The following is an 18,683-nucleotide window of genomic DNA, read 5'->3' on the forward strand; positions in this document are numbered from 1 at the left end:
TGAAATAAGAATCTTTAAGATGTTTGCTTTTCATTTTATACTCCTAAATAATTTGAAATAAAAAAACTCCTACAAAATCCATTTACTAAGAGCTAATGTTGAATTTATTACTGAGAAAAACTACCGTTTGGATGACTTATAGCTCGATTGAATACACTTGTTGTTGCGCCACCATCATTCACGATTGCTGAAATTTCGAATTTTGCATCTTTTTGGAAATGGGGTACAGATTTTACGCTTGTTACTACTATTAGACCATGTTTAACTTTTAATTCAGAAAAATATGTACTATGTTGTAGCACATAAGCATTAGCGTTTGGTAAAATAGAGTAACCTCGTAGAAACCCGGCAATTTGATCAAGTGTTGTCAAAGGAAGAACATTTCGAACATGAGCTGCTGTTTCAAAGTTAAAGCTTGTACGTGAATAATTGGTAAAGCCAACTGAACCTATTCCAGCAGATGCTGAGCTAAAATAATTTACTTTATCAAATTCTTCTTGTTTTACAAATCCGATATCGTTTAAATCTAATTCTTCTAAAATTTCTTGTATATCTACCTCTTCATGTGGGTTTTCATTTGTTTTTTCATCTACCATCTGAGCTATTTGATTAAATTCATATTCTGTAGCAGGTCTAAAATTTTTGTCGGATTGATAGAATGGATTTTCAGAAAGTAATGTATCAATCTCATCTTTGGACAATTCCCGCATTGAAGCTTCTGTGGAAATACTTGTGGAAATAAAAATAAATAAAATTAACGCTGTAAAAAACACTGAAAACCATCTTAATTGTTTCATAAAATTCCTCCTCGTGTATGCCTTGGCAAATTAATAGCCGTACTTAATGATTCCTTTTGCGTAAGTGAGCTTGCCTAGTCAAATTGTGAAAATCATTCCTAAAAATAGAATTACATATCTTGCTTTTTATCCATTTTATAAGCTTGTATTTCATTATTTGTATACTGCAAAACACACATCAGTTGGTTTTATTACATAAAAACTAATTTTCGCAAATCTACCTTTTAAGTAAATATTATGTAATCCCTAGGTTATTTATAAAGTAACATGTATGCTTTATTTTCTCAATACTAATATTCCGCCATTTTTTGTCGCTAACCGCCAATATTCCGCCAAAATGTAGAAAATCAAAAAATATAGCTACACTTTTTAATTCATTTCATTTAAAGAAATTTAATGATATTTTATTAGGTAACTAACGAATAAGTGTATAATAAAGAAATACCAAAACAAAGGATGACGATATGCTAACATTATTGATAAAAGACAACTACGTAAAAGAATTGCAAAATGGCTATCCATTAATTTTAAAAGATGCGACAGAAAATGAGGATACTGCAATTGAAGAGGGGACGCTTGTACAATTAATAGACAAGCAAGGGCAATACATCGCAACAGGCTATTATGGCGTGCAAAATAAAGGCATTGGCTGGGTACTCACACGCAAGGAAAATGAACAGATTGATGCGGCATTTTTTGCGAAGAAAATTCATGATGCTGTCACGCGCCGAGAAAGCTTTTTTGATGCGGAGGATACGACAGCTTTTCGCGTCTTCAATGGCGAAGGAGATGGCGTTGGTGGCTTAACGATTGACTTTTTTAACGGCTTTTATATGGTGAGCTGGTATAGTGAAGGTATTTATGCATTCCGAGAAGCTATTTATACAGCACTTGCAGAAGTAGTCAATGCCCGTGGCGTTTATGAGAAGAAGCGTTTTCATACGAATGGTCAGTATGTAGAGCAGGATGACTATGTGTCAGGCGAAAAGGGCGAGTTTCCAATTATTGTGCAAGAGAACGGCATGAATTATGCGGTTGACTTGAACGATGGAGCGATGACAGGTATTTTCCTTGATCAGCGTAATGTGCGTAAGGCATTGCGTGATTCGTATGCGGCAGGGAAAACGGTGCTCAATACTTTTTCATACACAGGGGCATTTTCGGTTGCGGCAGCACTTGGTGGTGCAGTGAAAACGACAAGTGTCGATTTAGCAAAGCGTAGTTTAGCAAAAACGATTGAGCAGTTTAGCGTCAACGCTATTGATTATGAAGCACAGGATATTAAGGTGATGAATGTCTTCGATTACTTTAGCTATGCAGCACGCCATCAATTAACGTTCGATGTTGTTGTACTTGATCCACCAAGCTTTGCGCGCACGAAAAAAATGACATTTAGCACAGCAAAGGATTATCCAAAACTACTAAAAGATGCACTGGCAATTACGGCGGAAAACGGCGTTATCATTGCCTCAACAAATAATGCGAGCTTCAATATGAAAAAATTTAAAACCTTCATTGATAAGGCATTTAAAGATGCGAAAAAGCGCTATAAAATTTTAGAGCAGCATCAACTGCCAGAGGACTTCCAAGTTCCACATAATTACCCAGAATTCAATTATTTAAAGGTTGTCTTTATCCAAGTACTATAAGGAGGCAAAAGCCATGAAATATAATAAAAATACAATGCTCAAGCTAATTAATGAGCATCGTGAGCTTCATGATGAGCTAAAGGCCATCAAAAAAGAGATGGGCTTAGATAAAACGGCTGCTGTTAAAGCGCTTTACCATTCTGCTGTAGCAGATGGTGGACGCTTTATGCAGGATTATCAGGATTTAGAAAGAATAAGATAAATGAGCAAGCTGGCTGTTAAGGCCAGCTATTTTTTGTAAAGAGGCGATAATCATGTGTCCAATAAAAATCGAAGAAATACCATATGAAATTCAAGCATATTTACAAAATATAAATTCTATGAAATTTCCAAGACAGGGTCACGCTTCTAACGTAGCTATCATTGAAAATAATCAAGGGCTGCATGTATTAAAAAGAGCAAAAGGTCAATTCTCTTCATGGTTAATGAAAGAAGTAGCTATAATCAATTGTTTAACAAGCAAAACGAATTTACCTATTCCACAAGTGAAGCTTGCGATTGAGCAAAAAGCTAGCAATGAATCATGGGCTCTTATTGAATTTTTACAAGGAGAAACGATTAGAAGTGCTTTAGCTAATGAACGAAAGCAAGAAAAACGACAACAAATAATCTTTAATTTCGGGCAAATATTGCAGCGCATTCATTCAACACCTTGTCCTAATGAGTTGAGGGGCGAGCAGCCTTGGCTCAAGCAAATGTTAAAGCAAGCACGCTATAATTTTAATAATAATCAAGCAGATGGAACGCAAGAATTGCTGGAAAAAATTCAAGCAACTCAACCTTCATATGTTAAACAAACGCTTATTCATGGCGATTTCACAATTGATAACATTCTAGTTGAGAATGGTATTATTACAGGTATAATCGACTGGAGTGGAGGCGCGTTTGGAGATCCAAGATACGATTTGTCGCTAGCTATTCGTCCGAAACCAAATGCTTTTGACAATGACATGGACAAGCAAATCTTCTTTGAGGGATATGGGGAAAGGGGAATGGATGATGATATATACCATTATTTTGCGAAGGGCTTATATGAATTTTTCTAATAAAACCTCTTGCAATCAAATTGTAACAATTGTCCGAAAGGTTGATATTATCAGTATTGTATTGCATTTTTCTCACATTTTTCAAAAAAACCTGCCTCATGTAATTGACAAATAAAACGTCCATTGTTAAACTGAACGAGTTGTTAAATTGGAAAGCCAATATTCATGAAGGAGTCTTTCCAGCAAATACTTTTTGACCACTTTCGGTAAGCTTCATTTGCTGAGGAAAGTTAAGGCCATACGGACAGCCGGGTCAACTGCCGACTGGCAACGTCAAGTTGCTTTATTGATTGAGTTAGAAGCTCAAATTTTATAAGTTGGTTACTTTACAACCAGTGTAGAAATGCACATCAACTTGTGAAACGGTCAATAAGAGTGGTAAAAGTAATGATTTGCTATATAGACTCTAAAAAAACCTATTCGGTTATGTATGAATATTGAAAAAGAACTCCTCCTAGCAGCGCTACGGGTCTATTTGTGCCCGCTGTAAATGGAATTTTTTTCATAACGATACATACAAAAGCAAGTGATGGTGCGTATACCATTCACTTGCTTTTTTTGCGTGAATGGGGATAAGCACTAAGTTTCAGTAAAGAGGTGAGAGAGATGAGTACGCGATTGTCACAACATAATGCGCCAATCTATGAAGCGTTACAGCAATTTAAAAGTCAGCGCATTGTGCCATTTGATGTACCAGGACATAAACGAGGACGCGGCAATCCTGAGTTGACAGCATTTTTAGGCGAGCAATGTGTGGGCATTGATGTCAATTCGATGAAGCCGCTCGATAATCTATGTCACCCTGTGTCAGTCATTAAAGATGCGGAGGAGCTAGCTGCAGAAGCATTTGGTGCAGCCAATGCCTTTTTTATGGTGAACGGTACAACCTCAGCGGTACAATCAATGGTGTTAACTGCATGTAAGCGTGGAGAAAAAATTATTTTACCACGCAATGTGCATCGCAGTGTCATTAATGCACTCGTTGTTTGTGGAGCAGAGCCTGTTTATGTAAATCCAGATATGGATTATCAGCTTGGTATTTCACTTGGCATGAAAATTTCACAGGTGGAAAAAGCGATTAAGGAAAATCCTGATGCGAAGGCGATTTTAGTGAATAATCCAACGTATTATGGCATTTGCTCGGATTTACAAGGCATCGTTAACTTAGCACATGAGCATGGTATGCTTGTACTTGTCGATGAAGCGCACGGCACACACTTTTATTTTGGTGAAAATATGCCGATTACAGCGATGGCGGCAGGTGCGGATATGGCGGCTGTTAGCATGCACAAATCAGGTGGAAGCTTGACGCAAAGCTCATTTTTATTAATGGGGCCTGCGATTAACGCTGGCTATGCTCGCCAAATTGTTAACTTAACGCAAACGACAAGCGGTTCGTATTTATTATTATCTAGTTTAGATTTATCCCGTCGTAATTTAGCGTTAAATGGCAAAGGCATTTTCGAGCATGTCGTGCAGCTATCGCAATATGCGCGCGATGAAATTAATAAAATTGGTGACTACTATGCCTACTCCAGTGAGCTGATTAATGGTGATAGCATTTATGATTTTGATGCAACAAAGCTGTCGGTGCACACATTGGATATTGGCTTAGCTGGGATTGAAGTGTATGACATTTTGCGTGACGAATATGATATTCAAATCGAGTTTGGGGATATTGGCAATATTTTAGCCTACGTTTCTGTCGGTGATCGTAAGCGTGATGTCGAGCGTTTAGTGAGTGCATTAGCAGAAATCCGCCGCCGTTATAAAACGGATAAAGCGGGGTTAATTACACAAGAATATATCGACCCACAAGTGATGACAACACCACAATATGCATTTTATGCAGAGAAGGAATTGCTGCCACTACGTGAAACGATTGGTCGCGTTTGTAGCGAGTTTGTTATGTGTTACCCGCCAGGCATTCCGATTTTGGCACCAGGTGAAAAAATTACCCAGGAAATTGTCGAATATATTGAATATGCAAAAGAAAAGGACTGCACAATTATCGGTCCTGAAGATGTGGAAATTGCACGACTCAACGTATTAACGGAGGTGCTGTGAAATGGATTTATGGTTTAGCGAAAATCATACACCGAATGTGCGGCTGTCGATTAACGTAGATAAACAGCTATATAGCGCACAAAGCGAATTCCAGCGAATCGATGTTTTTGAATCAAAGGAATTTGGACGCTTTCTCACATTAGATGGCTTTATGATGCTAACAGAGAAGGACGAATTTATTTACCATGAAATGATTACACATGTGCCAATGGCGGTGCACCCGAATCCGAAAAAGGTATTAATTATCGGTGCAGGCGATGGTGGTGTTGTACGTGAGCTTGTGCAATATCAATCGGTTGAGCATATCGATTTAGTAGAAATTGATGAAATGGTTATTGAGGCAGCGAAAACTTATTTGCCACAAACAGCAAGCAAGCTAGATGATCCGCGTGTCCATATTCATATTGAGGATGGCTTAAAATATGTACGTTTTTGTGAAAATGAATACGATATTATTATCGTTGATTCAACAGACCCATTTGGACCAGGCGAAGGGTTATTCACAAGAGAGTTTTATGGCAGCTGCTATAAAGCCTTAAAGGAAGACGGCATTATGGTTAATCAGCATGAGAGCCCGTTTTACGATGAGGATGTTGCTGCAATGCAGCGTGCACATCAGCGCATTATCGAGTGCTTCCCAATTAGCCGCGTTTATCAAGCGCACATCCCAACATATCCGTCAGGGCATTGGCTTTTTGGCTTTGCCTCTAAAAAATATCATCCTGTGAAGGATATGAGTGCAAGTGTTTGGAAATCGAATAATATTCCAACAAAATATTATAATTCGAATTTGCATAAAGGTGCGTTCTATTTACCGAATTACGTACAAAAACTACTAACAGAAGTTGAACATAAAGGAGACATGTAAAATGGCAAAAGCATTAATTATCGGAGCAGGCGGCGTAGCGTCTGTAGCAGTTCATAAATGTGTACAAAACAGCGAGGTATTTGAAGAAATTTGCATCGCAAGCCGTACAAAATCAAAATGTGATGACTTAAAAGCAAAATTAGATGGTCAAGGTACAAAAATTACAACAGCACAGGTTGATGCAGATAACGTAGAGGAGCTAATTGCGTTAATTAACGAAGTGAAGCCTGATATCGTGATGAACCTTGCATTACCATATCAAGACTTAACAATTATGGACGCATGTTTAGCAACAAAAACGCACTACATGGATACGGCAAACTATGAGCCAGAAGATACAGCAAAATTCGAATACAAATGGCAGTGGGAATACCATGAGCGCTTTAAAGAAGCAGGCATTACAGCACTTTTAGGCTCAGGCTTCGACCCAGGTGTAACAGGTGTATTCACTGCACATGCATTAAAGCATCATTTCGATGAAATCGAATATATCGACATTTTAGACTGCAACGGTGGCGACCATGGTTACCCATTCGCAACAAACTTCAACCCAGAAATCAACATTCGTGAAGTATCAGCGAACGGTCGTTACTGGAAAGAGGGCGAATGGATTGAAACAAAGCCAATGGAAATTAAACGCGTCTACAACTTTGAAGAAGTTGGCGAAAAAGATATGTACTTGCTATACCATGAGGAGCTTGAGTCATTAGCGAAAAATGTGCCAGGCTTAAAGCAAATTCGCTTCTTCATGACATTCGGTCAAAGCTATTTAACACATTTACAATGCTTAGAAAATGTAGGGATGACTTCAATCGAGCCAATTATGTTTGAAGGCAAGGAAATTATTCCGCTACAATTTTTAAAAGCGGTATTACCAGATCCAGCATCATTAGGACCACGCACTAAAGGGAAAACAAATATCGGCTGTATTTTCCGTGGTAAAAAAGATGGCGAAGACAAAACATATTATGTTTACAATATTTGTGACCACGAAGCTTGCTACGCAGAGGTTGGTTCACAAGCGGTTTCTTACACAACAGGCGTACCTGCAATGATTGGTGCGATGCTAGTTGTCAATGGTGAGTGGAACAAGCCAGGCGTTTACAATGTAGAGGAATTCAACCCAGACCCATACATGGACGCATTAAACAAATGGGGCTTACCTTGGAAAGAAAGCTTCAATCCGGAGTTGGTTGACTAATGAAATTCGAACAAGTACCAACACCGAGCTACGTTGTAGATGAAGTGTTGATTGAAAATAATTTAAAGATTTTACACGGTGTGATGGAACGCACAGGCTGTAAAATTATTTTGGCACAAAAAGCTTTCTCTATGTTTTCGTTGTATCCACTTATCGGCAAATATTTGAGTGGAACAGCGGCAAGCGGCTTGTATGAGGCGAAGCTTGGACGCGAGGAAATGGGTAAGGAAAATCACGTCTTTTCACCAGCATATCGTGAGGACGAAATCGATGAAATTATCGAGCTTTGCGACCATGTCGTCTTCAATTCCTTTGCACAGGTGGAGAAGTATGCTGACAAGGTACGAGCGGCAGGTAAAAGTGTTGGTTTGCGTATTAACCCTGAATGCTCGACACAGGAAGGGCAAGAAATTTATGACCCTTGTGCGCGTGGCTGTCGCTTTGGTGTGACATTAAAGCATTTTAAGCCAGAGCTTTTAGACAAAATCGATGGCATTCACTTCCACACTTTATGTGAGCAGGATTCAGACGCATTAGCAATTACGCTGGAAGCAGTGGAAGAGAAATTCGGTCAATGGCTGCCACAAATGAAATGGATTAATTTCGGTGGTGGGCATCATATTACACGCGATAGCTACAATATCGAGCTGCTGGAATCTTGCATTACACGCATGCAAGAGAAGTATGGGCTTGAAGTGTATTTAGAGCCAGGTGAGGCGATTGCTTACAGAGCAGGCTTCTTAGTGACGACTGTTTTAGAAACGCTAGAAAACGGCATGGAGTTAGCAATTTTAGATACATCAGCCTCTTGCCATATGCCTGATGTACTAGAAATGCCATACCGTCCACCGCTTCAAAATTCGGGTGTTGTTGGCGAAAAGCCTTATGCTTATCGCTTAGGTGGACCTACTTGCTTAGCGGGTGATGTCATCGGTGATTACTCATTCGATCAGCCATTAGCAGTAGGTGACCGTTTAGTATTTGAAGATATGGCGATTTACTCCATGGTTAAAAACAATACATTTAATGGCATGGCATTGCCTGCAATTGTTTTGCAGGATGCAAATGGTGACTGCCGCATTCAAAAACAATTTAGCTATGAGGACTTTAAAGGTCGACTTTCTTAATGTAAAGAACCCTGAAAATTTTTAATGCAAAATTTTCAGGGTTTTATCGTTTTAATAAGTATTTGTGCTTATTAAAATAGGTGAATTTACTTAACAATATCAGTTTGTACCTATTAACATATATAATCATCTAGTAAACTTTTATCATGTTTGATTGCTACAAATTTATTATAAACAGTAACGAATAGGTGGTAGATATGATAAGATAACTGCAAGAGCGGAAACATGTTATTAAAGAGGAGAGCAATTTATGAGAAAAATAGATGAGAAATTTCCTTATATTAAACATCCAACTAGGCTTTTTATCATAATTATTGCAGTATTAGTCATAACACTATTGTTACAAGATCATTTATATGCTCTCTTCGGTGAACATAATTATATAATGGTTCATCTTATCGTTGAAATGTTTATTGTGGCAGCAACCGTTTCCATTGTTATGCAAGTGCTAACAAGTGCACATTATAAACTAACAAATAGGGCGGTGTATTTAATTGCGTTATTCGGTTCCATTACGCTTTTAGAAATTTTACATACATTATCATATGAAGGAATGCCCTTCCTTCTTTATGAAAGTGAGGCATATCGAGCAACTTGGCTCTATATGGTTATTAGAATACTGTTGCCGATAGGTCTGATTTTTATTTTTTTAGTACCGTTAAAAATTGTTCAAAAAAGCTTTGCATTATTAGTTGGAGCTGGGGTTGCTATTGCTGTATTCGGAATTGCTTATACTGTGTATGCGCCAGTGAAAATATTGCCGCTACTTGCTAATGAACAAGGTCCAACTGCATTAAAAAATAGCTTACAAGCAACTGCTGCAGCTTTACAATTTGTATTAATTATCATTATTTTAGGTGGTAAAAAAAGAGATACCAACTTGTATTATGTATTTGCCTCTATTTGTTTAATTTTTAGCGATATCTTATTTATCTTTTTTGCAGATGTTCATAATATTAGTAATTTTTTAGGGCATATTTTTCATTTATTTGCTTTTTATTTATTTGTACAAGCGATTTACTATTCAGCTATTGAAAGACCTTATCGAGAAATTTCCAAGGCGAAAAAATCGCTGGAGCAATCTGAGCAAGCAATGTATAAAATGGCTTACTACGATGAGCTTACACAGCTCCCAAATGAGCGTTTCTTTATGGAGCAGCTCCATAAATTCACTAAAAATGAAGATACGAAAACGGTGTTGATTTTAGAACTAGGGCGACTGTCCATGATTCAATCAACGTTAGGCTCTCATTATGCAGATCGTTTAAAATGTAGCGTAGCAGACCGCATACGTGAAATGTTGCCAAATAAGTATAGTATTTATTTTCTTGGGGAAGATCGCTTTGCTATTTTGATGCTAGATGATTTAGGCGATGAGACTATTTTAAATGTTGTTGATAGCTTGCAAAGCATTATGCAGAAGCCATTTCCAATTCAACATTTTTCATTGATGAGTCACTTTAATGTAGGAATCGCACAATATCCAAAGGATGCTATTGATAGTCAAACTTTATTTAAATATGCGGAGTTTGCCATGTATGAGGCAAGACAGCACCAAAAAAATGTATTATTTTATGAGCCTGTAATGTCGGAAAAGCGCTCAGCAAAGTTAGTGCTTGAAAACGATTTACGTCAAGCAATTGCTAGAAATGAACTAATTGTAGAATATCAACCACAGCTCCATTTAGCATCAAGAGAAATTGAATCTGTTGAGGCATTAGTAAGATGGCAGCACGGTCAACTTGGTTTGATTTCACCAGCGAACTTTATTCCAATTGCTGAAGAAACGGGGCTTATTATACCGATAGGGCAGTGGGTATTGAAAGAAGCTTGTATGCAGGCGAAAAAATGGCAAGCACAAGGAATGTTTATCAAGGTGGCTGTAAATATATCATTAGGGCAATTGCTGCAAGATAATTTAACGCAATATGTGCAGGATATTTTGGCTGAAACAGAGCTAGACGCACGTTATTTGCAGTTGGAAATAACGGAAAGTATGACGATGAATATTGAATCTATTACAACAGTTATTCAAACATTGCAGGAATATGGTGTGACAATTGCAGTGGACGATTTTGGGACAGGCTATTCATCACTATCTTATTTAAAAGATTTTCCACTCGACTGTTTAAAAATAGATCGCAGCTTCATCTGGAATATGGACCAAAATACAGAAGGAGATGCGCTCGTTTTGATGATATTATCAATGGCGAAGCATTTAAAGTTAAAGGTCGTAGCAGAGGGGATTGAAACAGAGAAACAGCTAGTATACTTAACAAAGGCTTCTTGTGATACAATTCAAGGTTTTTTAATTAGCAAACCATTACCTGCTCAAGTATTAGAGGAAACGTTCAATGAAATTGAAAGTAAAGCACAGCGATTATTAGAAAAAATATATGAGGAAGCAAGATAGGCATTTAATAATTTAAAGAGGTTGTTTGAGAATGCATCGTTTTCAGACAACCGTTTGCTATTTTATCCTGATTCAGTAGAAAGCATCCACCGCTGCAGGTGCAAGCTATAATTTTGGTTAATTTCTAAAATCTTAAATCAATTACGCCAAGACATAATTAATTTAAGGAAATAGTTGTAGAATTTGAATTTTTTAATCTATTAAAAATAAATTTCCTTTTTTGTTTTTATTATTTCATACCTCTGTTATAATTGACGATTATTTTTTATGAAAAGGAAACAAAGTAATCAATTTATGTTAAAATAACCTGTAGATAGCCATTTAAAGGAAATGACTGCAAAGGGATGAGACAATGGGAACTAATGAAAGATTTATATATATTGAACACCCCATCCGTTTATTAATCATAATCATTTTGACCGTCATTATTTCTTTAGTCATGAATGATTATTTATATAGTATTTTTGGGATGAATAATTATGTAATTATCCACCTTATTTTAGAGTTGTTCATTATTGCAATGGCGGTCTCCATTGTTATCCAAGTATTTATCTCTATGCGTTATAGCATAAGCAATCGTCTCACTTTTTTAGCAATGATTTTTTCGGCTGTGACAGTAGTAGAAATTTTACATACAATCTCTTATCCAGGGATGCCGTTTTTCTTTTATGAAAGTGATATGTCTCGAGCAACTTGGTTTTATTTATTTATGAGAATCATTGTGGCAGTGGGTTTAAGTTCATTTTTAATGGTCCCATTCAAATATGTAGGCGTTCGATATGTCGTCGTTTTCGCTGCGGTTGTAACAAGTATCTTAAGCATTTTTACATTCCTTGTTTATTCAGGACAATTGCCACCGTTAATGGATGCGCAAGGAGCTACTCCTTTAAAGCATCTTTTACATGGAATCGTTATATGTCTACAAATTATGTTTCTTGTTGTGACAGTGAAAAAAGGAACGAAACGAAAAAATTTATATTATATTTTTGCCTCTATTTGTTTTATTGTGAGCGATGTTTTATTTATTGCCTTTCCAGATGCGTTGAACATTAATAATTTCGTCGGTCATTTTTTTCAGCTTGTCGCTTATTTTTTAATTGTGCAAACGATTTATTATTCAGGAATGGAGAAGCCATATCGGGAAATTTTAGAGGCGAAGGATTCCTTGGAGCAATCTGAGCGAGTTGCACATAAGCTAGCCTATTATGATGAACTGACAGGGCTTCCAAATGAGCGTTATTTTAAAGAGCAATTAAATCATTCTTTAACGGTTGATCAGCGTGTGAAGACGGTGGTTGTCTTAGAAATAGATCGACTATTAATGATTCGTTCAACGTTAGGTTCAAGCTATGCTGATATTTTTAAACAAAGCGTCGCACAAAAAATTGCGCAAATACTACCATCGCAATATTCGGTTTATTTATTGAGAGAAGAGCTTTTTGCTATATTTATAGAAGACTTAGATGATTGGCATGTATGCCGACTTGTTCAAGATTTGCAAAATATAATGAAAGAGCCATTTCAAATTCAACATTTTTCATTAAACAGTCATTTTAACGTTGGCATTGCACAATATCCAAAAGATGCAGAAGAGGCAGACGGACTATTAAAATATGCACAATTTGCTATGTATGAGGCACGGGAGGATAGCGGTAGTGTACTATTTTATGAAGAGAAAATGTCAGAGTCGCGTGCCAATCGCATTTTATTAGAGCATGATTTGCGTCAAGCGATTGAAAGAAATGAACTATATATTGAGTATCAACCACAATTGAATTTGCAAACAGGTAAAATTTATTCTGTAGAAGCCTTAGTAAGGTGGCAGCATGGTAAACGAGGCTTTATCTCTCCTGGAGAGTTCATTCCACTTGCAGAGGAATCAGGGTTAATTATTCCAATTGGACAGTGGGTATTAGAGCAAGCATGTAAGCAAGCAAAAGCATGGCAAGCGCAAAATCGCTATTTAAAAGTTGCTGTTAATTTATCATTGGGACAACTATTACAAGATAACTTTGTTGAGCATGTTCAAGATATTTTAGACGAAACCGATCTTGATGCGAGCTATTTGCAGTTAGAAATTACCGAAAGCATGACGATTAATACGGATTCTGTTATGGCTGTTATTCAAAGCTTACAGGAGCAAGGAATTACAATAGCTGTCGACGATTTTGGAACAGGCTATTCCTCGCTATCCTATTTAAAGGATTTTCCTGTCAATTGCTTGAAAATCGATCGAAGCTTCGTATGGAATATTGATAACAGTACAGAAGAGGATGCGATTGTGCTATTGATTTTATCGATGGCAAAGCATTTGAAGCTGAGCGTTGTTGCAGAAGGTATTGAAACAGAGCAGCAGCTGGCTTATTTAGAGCAGGCACAATGTGATTCCATTCAAGGTTTTTTAATTAGCAAGCCTTTACGAGGAACTGTGTTAGAGGAGCAATTTGAAGAAATTGAAAATAGGGCACAACAATTACTAGTAAAAATTAAGCCCCAGCCTATATAATGGTAGAGGTAATAACGATATAGAAGGAAAGTAGTGAAAAAATGGCAACAGCATCACATTCAGTAACAATTCCTGTACCTGTTGAAACGGTATGGAAGTATGTAAGTAAAATTGAGCATTGGGCAACATTGGTTCCTGCATATAAGGAACATGAGCAAATTGATGAACAAAAATCACTTTGGACATTTGAAGGTAATTTTAAAGGCTTGAAAAAGACAGTGAAAATGGAATTAAGCATTATTGAATTTAATGAGCCATCAAACATTAAATTCGAGCTAAAGGGCTTAACGGATAACTTTACAGGAAGCGGTAAATTTACGGCTGAAGAAGATGCTGGAAAAACAACGATGACAGGTATTCTCGAAGTAAACGCTGGCGGCTTGTCAGGTGCGGTTTTAACACCGGTTATTAAAATGGTGCTACCAAAAGTAACATCACGTTTGACAGAGAAAATCGCACGACAAATTAAATAATGTATGAGGGACTGTCTAAAAAATGGGCAGTCTTCTTTTTTTACGAAAAATATGAAACTTTTTTATAAGAGTGGCAGTCTAACTACAAATTGCTTTTAGGAGGTGAGTGTGTGAAAGGGCATGACGAGCAATTGCGGCAAGCAATGGAGGCATACGGAGATTATTTAGCAATACCTGTTAGCATGCAAGAAAGTGATGGACATTTTACCTTTCACTACTACGACCAACAAGGGAATTTGTTAGAGTAGTTCAAAGGTAGTGATTCGCACATTAAACATTAAAATTCGCCCGTAAGATAGCAAAAAACTGCGGGATTCAATGCCCCGCAGTTTTGCCGCCTGCGCTCATCCCCGCAATGCGTCCTGTGACAAGTGCTGACGTAATGTTATAGCCACCTGTGTAGCCATGGATATCTAAAATTTCGCCGCAGAAATAAAGTCCGTGCTTTTTCTTTGATGCCATCGTTTTTGGCTCAATTTCTTTCACTGAAACGCCGCCACCTGTGACGAATGCTTTTTCGAGTGGCTGTGTGCCATGTACATTCATTGTGAAGGCAATGAGCTCATGAGCAAGTGCACGAATTTTTTCTTGTGAAAGGTCTGCACCTGTTAGAGCGCTGTCAATGCCTGCTCGCTCTAATAAAAATAGTAGCCAACGTTCTGGCACAAGCGATTTCCATAAATTTTTGACTGCTTTTTTTGGCTCTGCTTTTATCGTTTGCATGAGCATTTGGAAGCAGCCTTCCTCGTTATAGGCAGGCAGCGATTGAATGCGAACCTGTACTGGTGCCCCGCCATTTTTTTTGCGTTCTTTGACGATAAATTGGCTACAGCGTAAAATCGCTGGGCCGCTTAAGCCGAAATGGGTGAAGAGCATATCCATCTGATGTGTCACAAGCGGCTTACCTTTTGCATTTAATACAGACACAGCAACGTTGCGTAATGCGAGTCCCTGTAGCTCACGTGAGGCGATGAATGGCTCCTTCGATAAAACAGGCACCTCTGTTGGATATAGCTCTGTGACAGTATGACCCGCACGCTCTGCCCATGGGTAGCCATCTCCCGTGGAACCCGTTTGTGGAACAGCTTTGCCACCAACCGCAACGATAACGGCATTTGCGCGAATTTCAGTACCATCTTGCAAGCGTACACCAAAAACGCGTTCCTCATCGATTAGCAATTTTTGTACTGCGGTATGAAGACGGACTTCAACAGCTAATTTTTTGAGCTGTTTTTCAAGTGCGTCAACAACGTCCTGTGCACGGTCAGATACGGGAAACATGCGCCCGTGATCTTCTTCCTTTAATGCTACACCTAAGCCTTCGAAAAAGGCGATAATGTCCTCGTTGTTGTAAACGGTAAAGGGGCTATATAAAAAGCGACCATTGCCAGGGATATGACGAATAATTTCCTCTGCGGGTAGGCGATTTGTCACATTGCAACGACCACCACCAGAAATGGCTAGCTTTTTACCGAGCTTGCCGCCTTTTTCGATTAATAATACTGTTTTTTTTTGCTCTGCCGCTGCAATGGCGGCCATTAAGCCAGACGGACCACCGCCGATGACGATAATATCATACATAGTTATATGCTCACTTTCTAGTACAATTGATTTTTCTTTACCATTATACACAATTTGTTTGAGTTAATGGTCACATAGATGTAAACTTACAGGTAGGCTAATTTTAGATTGAGAAAAGATAGGAAGAATAACATGTCATCATTAATGAAGGGAACTGCGATTTTAACAATCGGGTTATTTTTATCAAAGCTTTTAGGTCTTGTGTACTTATTCCCATTTTATGCGATTGTTGGTGAAGAGAATATGGCTCTTTATCAGTATGCATACATACCTTATACGATTATGCTGTCGATTGCCATTTCTGGGCTGCCACTTGCGGTTTCAAAGTTTGTTGCCAAATATAATGCACTCGGCGATTATAAGACGGGCGTACGTTTAATGAAATCAGGCACAATTGTCATGCTATTGACAGGCTTGGCATCATTTATTTTATTAAATTTACTGGCAACACCGCTTGCCAATATGGTCATTAAAGATGATGAGCAACTGTACAGTGTGGAGCAAATCGCTTCAGTCATCCGTTGGGTGAGCTATGCGTTACTTGTTGTCCCTTTGATGAGCTTAATTCGCGGCTATTTCCAAGGCTACGGTCATTATATGCCAACGTCTGTTTCGCAGTTGATTGAGCAAATTGCGCGTATCGTTGTGTTGCTCGGCGGCTCGTTCGTTGTCGTTGTGCTGTTTGGTGGCTTGCCAGAAACAGCAATTAAATTTGCCGTATTTGCCGCATTTATTGGAGCGCTCGGTGGTTTATTTGTGTTATATCATTATTGGAAAAAGCTTAAACCTGAATTTCGGGTGCTACAAGCTAATTCCATTGCGAGCCAACAAGTATCCTATAGCGAAATTTATAAGGAAATTTTCACCTATTCGATTCCTATTATTTTCGTGGGCATTGCCAATCCACTATTCCAACTAGTGGATATGCTAACGTTTAATGGTGCAATGATTGCAAAAGGTGTCGATGCGAAGCTAACAGATATTTACTTTTTAATGCTCAATTTATTGACGCATAAAATCGTTATTATTCCTGTTATGCTAGCAACTGGTTTATCAATGGCTTTAATTCCAACGATTACGAAATATTTTACACTTGGTCAGCTACATACATTGCGCAGTACGATGGATAAGATGTATCAAGTGTTATTGTTTGTGACGATTCCAGCTGTTGTCGGCATTATGATTTTAGCGCCATCGTTGTACCATGTTTTATATGAACAAAGTGAAAATGGTGCGATGGTCTTAATGCATTACGCACCAGCAGCAATTTTATTTGCCATCTTTTCTGTGACAGCTTCCTTGCTGCAAGGTATCAACTATCAAAAATGGATTATTTTTAGCTTGCTGACAGGGATTTTAGTAAAGCTTGTTTTGAATATTCCGCTCATTAAATGGTTGGAAGTAGATGGAGCAATTTTAGCGACGATGATTGGCTATGCGGTGACTTGTGTGATTAATATTACTGTTATTCATCGTACGTTGCAATATAATGCTAAAGTGGCGATGCGTCGCATATTATTAATTTGCATTTTAACGATTGTAATGACGCTTGTCGTATCAATTATTTATGCCGTTTTACAATGGATTGCGCCAGCTGATAGCAAAATGTTAGCACTTGTTTATTTATTAATTTGTGCAGCAGCAGGTGCAGGCGTATATGGCTATTTATCGCTACGCCTTGGATTAGCGCAAAAGCTATTAGGTGCTAGAGTTAAAAAAATCGCCGATAAATTAGGCATGAATTAAGGCGGAGGAATTATGCGTTTAGATAAATTATTAGCAAATATGGGCTATGGCTCCCGTAAAGAAGTAAAGCAATTATTGAAGCAAAAAGCTGTGACGATTGATGGTGCTGTGGCGAAGGATGCTGCAATGCAGGTTAATCCAGATGAGCAGCATGTGACAGTTTTCGGTGAGCGCGTGCATTATGTAGAATTTATTTACTTAATGATGAATAAACCACAGGGGGTCATTTCCGCTACGGAGGATAATTATGATAAAACAGTTATTGACTTATTAGACCCGCTTGCTCAGCATTTTAAGCCTTTTCCAGTAGGACGTTTAGATAAAGATACGGAAGGTTTACTGTTAATTACCAATGACGGGCAGCTTGCACATAATTTATTGTCACCGAAAAAGCATGTACCAAAAACATATTATGCAAAAGTAGACGGACAAGTAACAGAGGAAGATATCAAGGCATTTGCTGCAGGTGTTACATTGGATGATGGTTATGAAACAAAGCCAGGACATTTGGTCATTTTGAAATCTGATGCACTATCAGAAATTGAATTGACAATCCAGGAAGGTAAATTCCATCAAGTGAAGCGTATGTTTGAAGCTGTTGGGAAAAAGGTAACATATTTAAAACGCTTATCAATGGGCTCACTTTTATTAGATGAAAATTTAGCGTTAGGACAATATCGTGAAGTGACAGCAGAGGAATTAGAACTATTAATGAATAATAAATAAATATTTTTTAACGAAAAATAGAATGAATACGAGTAACAATGGGAAAAAATTATTCCTTATTGTTACTTTTTTTATCTTCTTAGATATATAGAACTAATATAATTTGATATTTATTCTAAAATAGTTAAGACTACTAGAAATATACATACTTTATAACTACATTATTAACTCATTTTTCCTTTTGATAATATTTTACTCATGTTTTATAATAATTCAAAAAATATAAATTATTTTATAACCAATTTGTTAAGTTGCTGTAAAATATTTCATTTAATTTTAATGAATAGTTTATTTTTTACTGTAATCTTATTTTGATAAGGGAAGTAAGGTGCTTGATATAAGCGGAAAAATTTATACATAGAATACAACTTCAATTTAGTAGGAGTTGTTCTCAAGTTTTAAAGTGGGTCGTTGCGCTCTTACAATTATTCATCGCATGTCCGTTAAATGCGAAATAAATAATTCATTTTGGTAATTCAATTT

At 37.5% G+C, this 18,683-nt stretch carries 15 protein-coding genes; 13 read left to right on the forward strand and 2 right to left on the reverse strand.

What is annotated here, in order from left to right; all coding sequences use genetic code 11:
• Positions 1–107: 107 nt before the first annotated feature.
• Positions 108–797 (reverse strand): hypothetical protein, encoded by a 690-nt coding sequence (locus M3Z76_RS12840; RefSeq protein WP_293927549.1) that lies wholly within the window; start codon positions 795–797, stop codon positions 108–110.
• Positions 798–1,261: 464 nt separating this feature from the next.
• On the opposite strand from M3Z76_RS12840, the gene M3Z76_RS12845 reads away from it, so the two are divergent.
• The 11 genes from M3Z76_RS12845 (at position 1,262) to M3Z76_RS12895 (ending at position 14,395) form a co-directional block, all read left to right on the forward strand.
• Entirely contained in the window at positions 1,262–2,446 is a 1,185-nt protein-coding gene (locus tag M3Z76_RS12845; RefSeq protein WP_293927546.1) for a class I SAM-dependent rRNA methyltransferase, read from the forward strand.
• A 13-nt stretch (positions 2,447–2,459) separates the two neighbouring features.
• A complete protein-coding gene (locus M3Z76_RS12850) occupies positions 2,460–2,648 on the forward strand; it encodes a hypothetical protein (RefSeq protein ID WP_293927544.1) in 189 nt (62 codons plus the stop codon).
• A gap of 52 nt (positions 2,649–2,700) precedes the next feature.
• Positions 2,701–3,492 (forward strand): phosphotransferase family protein, encoded by a 792-nt coding sequence (locus M3Z76_RS12855; RefSeq protein ID WP_293927542.1) that lies wholly within the window; start codon positions 2,701–2,703, stop codon positions 3,490–3,492.
• A gap of 606 nt (positions 3,493–4,098) precedes the next feature.
• Positions 4,099–5,559 carry an aminotransferase class I/II-fold pyridoxal phosphate-dependent enzyme gene (locus M3Z76_RS12860; RefSeq protein ID WP_293927541.1) on the forward strand — a complete coding sequence of 487 codons (1,461 nt, stop codon included), beginning with the start codon at positions 4,099–4,101 and terminating at the stop codon, positions 5,557–5,559.
• A gap of 1 nt (position 5,560) precedes the next feature.
• Positions 5,561–6,427, forward strand: a complete 867-nt coding sequence (gene speE / locus M3Z76_RS12865) for a polyamine aminopropyltransferase (protein ID WP_293927539.1) — start codon at positions 5,561–5,563, stop codon at positions 6,425–6,427.
• A gap of 1 nt (position 6,428) precedes the next feature.
• On the forward strand, positions 6,429–7,628 hold the full coding sequence (locus M3Z76_RS12870; RefSeq protein ID WP_293927536.1) for a saccharopine dehydrogenase family protein: 1,200 nt from the start codon (positions 6,429–6,431) through the stop codon (positions 7,626–7,628).
• On the forward strand, positions 7,628–8,755 hold the full coding sequence (gene nspC / locus M3Z76_RS12875) for a carboxynorspermidine decarboxylase (RefSeq protein ID WP_293927533.1): 1,128 nt from the start codon (positions 7,628–7,630) through the stop codon (positions 8,753–8,755). Before M3Z76_RS12870 ends, nspC begins: the two co-directional genes overlap by 1 nt.
• A gap of 250 nt (positions 8,756–9,005) precedes the next feature.
• Positions 9,006–11,168, forward strand: a complete 2,163-nt coding sequence (locus M3Z76_RS12880) for a bifunctional diguanylate cyclase/phosphodiesterase (RefSeq protein ID WP_293927531.1) — start codon at positions 9,006–9,008, stop codon at positions 11,166–11,168.
• A 352-nt stretch (positions 11,169–11,520) separates the two neighbouring features.
• On the forward strand, positions 11,521–13,674 hold the full coding sequence (locus M3Z76_RS12885; protein WP_293927528.1) for a bifunctional diguanylate cyclase/phosphodiesterase: 2,154 nt from the start codon (positions 11,521–11,523) through the stop codon (positions 13,672–13,674).
• A 41-nt stretch (positions 13,675–13,715) separates the two neighbouring features.
• Complete coding sequence (locus M3Z76_RS12890; RefSeq protein ID WP_293927525.1) at positions 13,716–14,147, forward strand: SRPBCC family protein; 432 nt, start codon at positions 13,716–13,718, stop codon at positions 14,145–14,147.
• A 110-nt stretch (positions 14,148–14,257) separates the two neighbouring features.
• Positions 14,258–14,395: a hypothetical protein gene (locus tag M3Z76_RS12895; RefSeq protein ID WP_293927523.1), complete on the forward strand. Its 138-nt coding sequence runs from the start codon at positions 14,258–14,260 to the stop codon at positions 14,393–14,395.
• 67 nt (positions 14,396–14,462) lie between these two features.
• Here M3Z76_RS12895 and M3Z76_RS12900 read toward each other — a convergent pair whose 3' ends face one another.
• Positions 14,463–15,728 (reverse strand): BaiN/RdsA family NAD(P)/FAD-dependent oxidoreductase, encoded by a 1,266-nt coding sequence (locus tag M3Z76_RS12900; protein WP_293927521.1) that lies wholly within the window; start codon positions 15,726–15,728, stop codon positions 14,463–14,465.
• Positions 15,729–15,860: 132 nt separating this feature from the next.
• Between M3Z76_RS12900 and M3Z76_RS12905 the strand changes: the two genes are divergently transcribed.
• Both M3Z76_RS12905 and M3Z76_RS12910 read left to right on the forward strand, forming a co-directional pair.
• Entirely contained in the window at positions 15,861–17,474 is a 1,614-nt protein-coding gene (locus tag M3Z76_RS12905; RefSeq protein ID WP_293927519.1) for a putative polysaccharide biosynthesis protein, read from the forward strand.
• A gap of 12 nt (positions 17,475–17,486) precedes the next feature.
• Entirely contained in the window at positions 17,487–18,200 is a 714-nt protein-coding gene (locus M3Z76_RS12910; protein WP_293927517.1) for a pseudouridine synthase, read from the forward strand.
• Positions 18,201–18,683: the final 483 nt, after the last annotated feature.

Source organism: Metasolibacillus sp. (genome assembly GCF_025291715.1).
Lineage (GTDB): Bacteria > Bacillota > Bacilli > Bacillales_A > Planococcaceae > Metasolibacillus > Metasolibacillus louembei.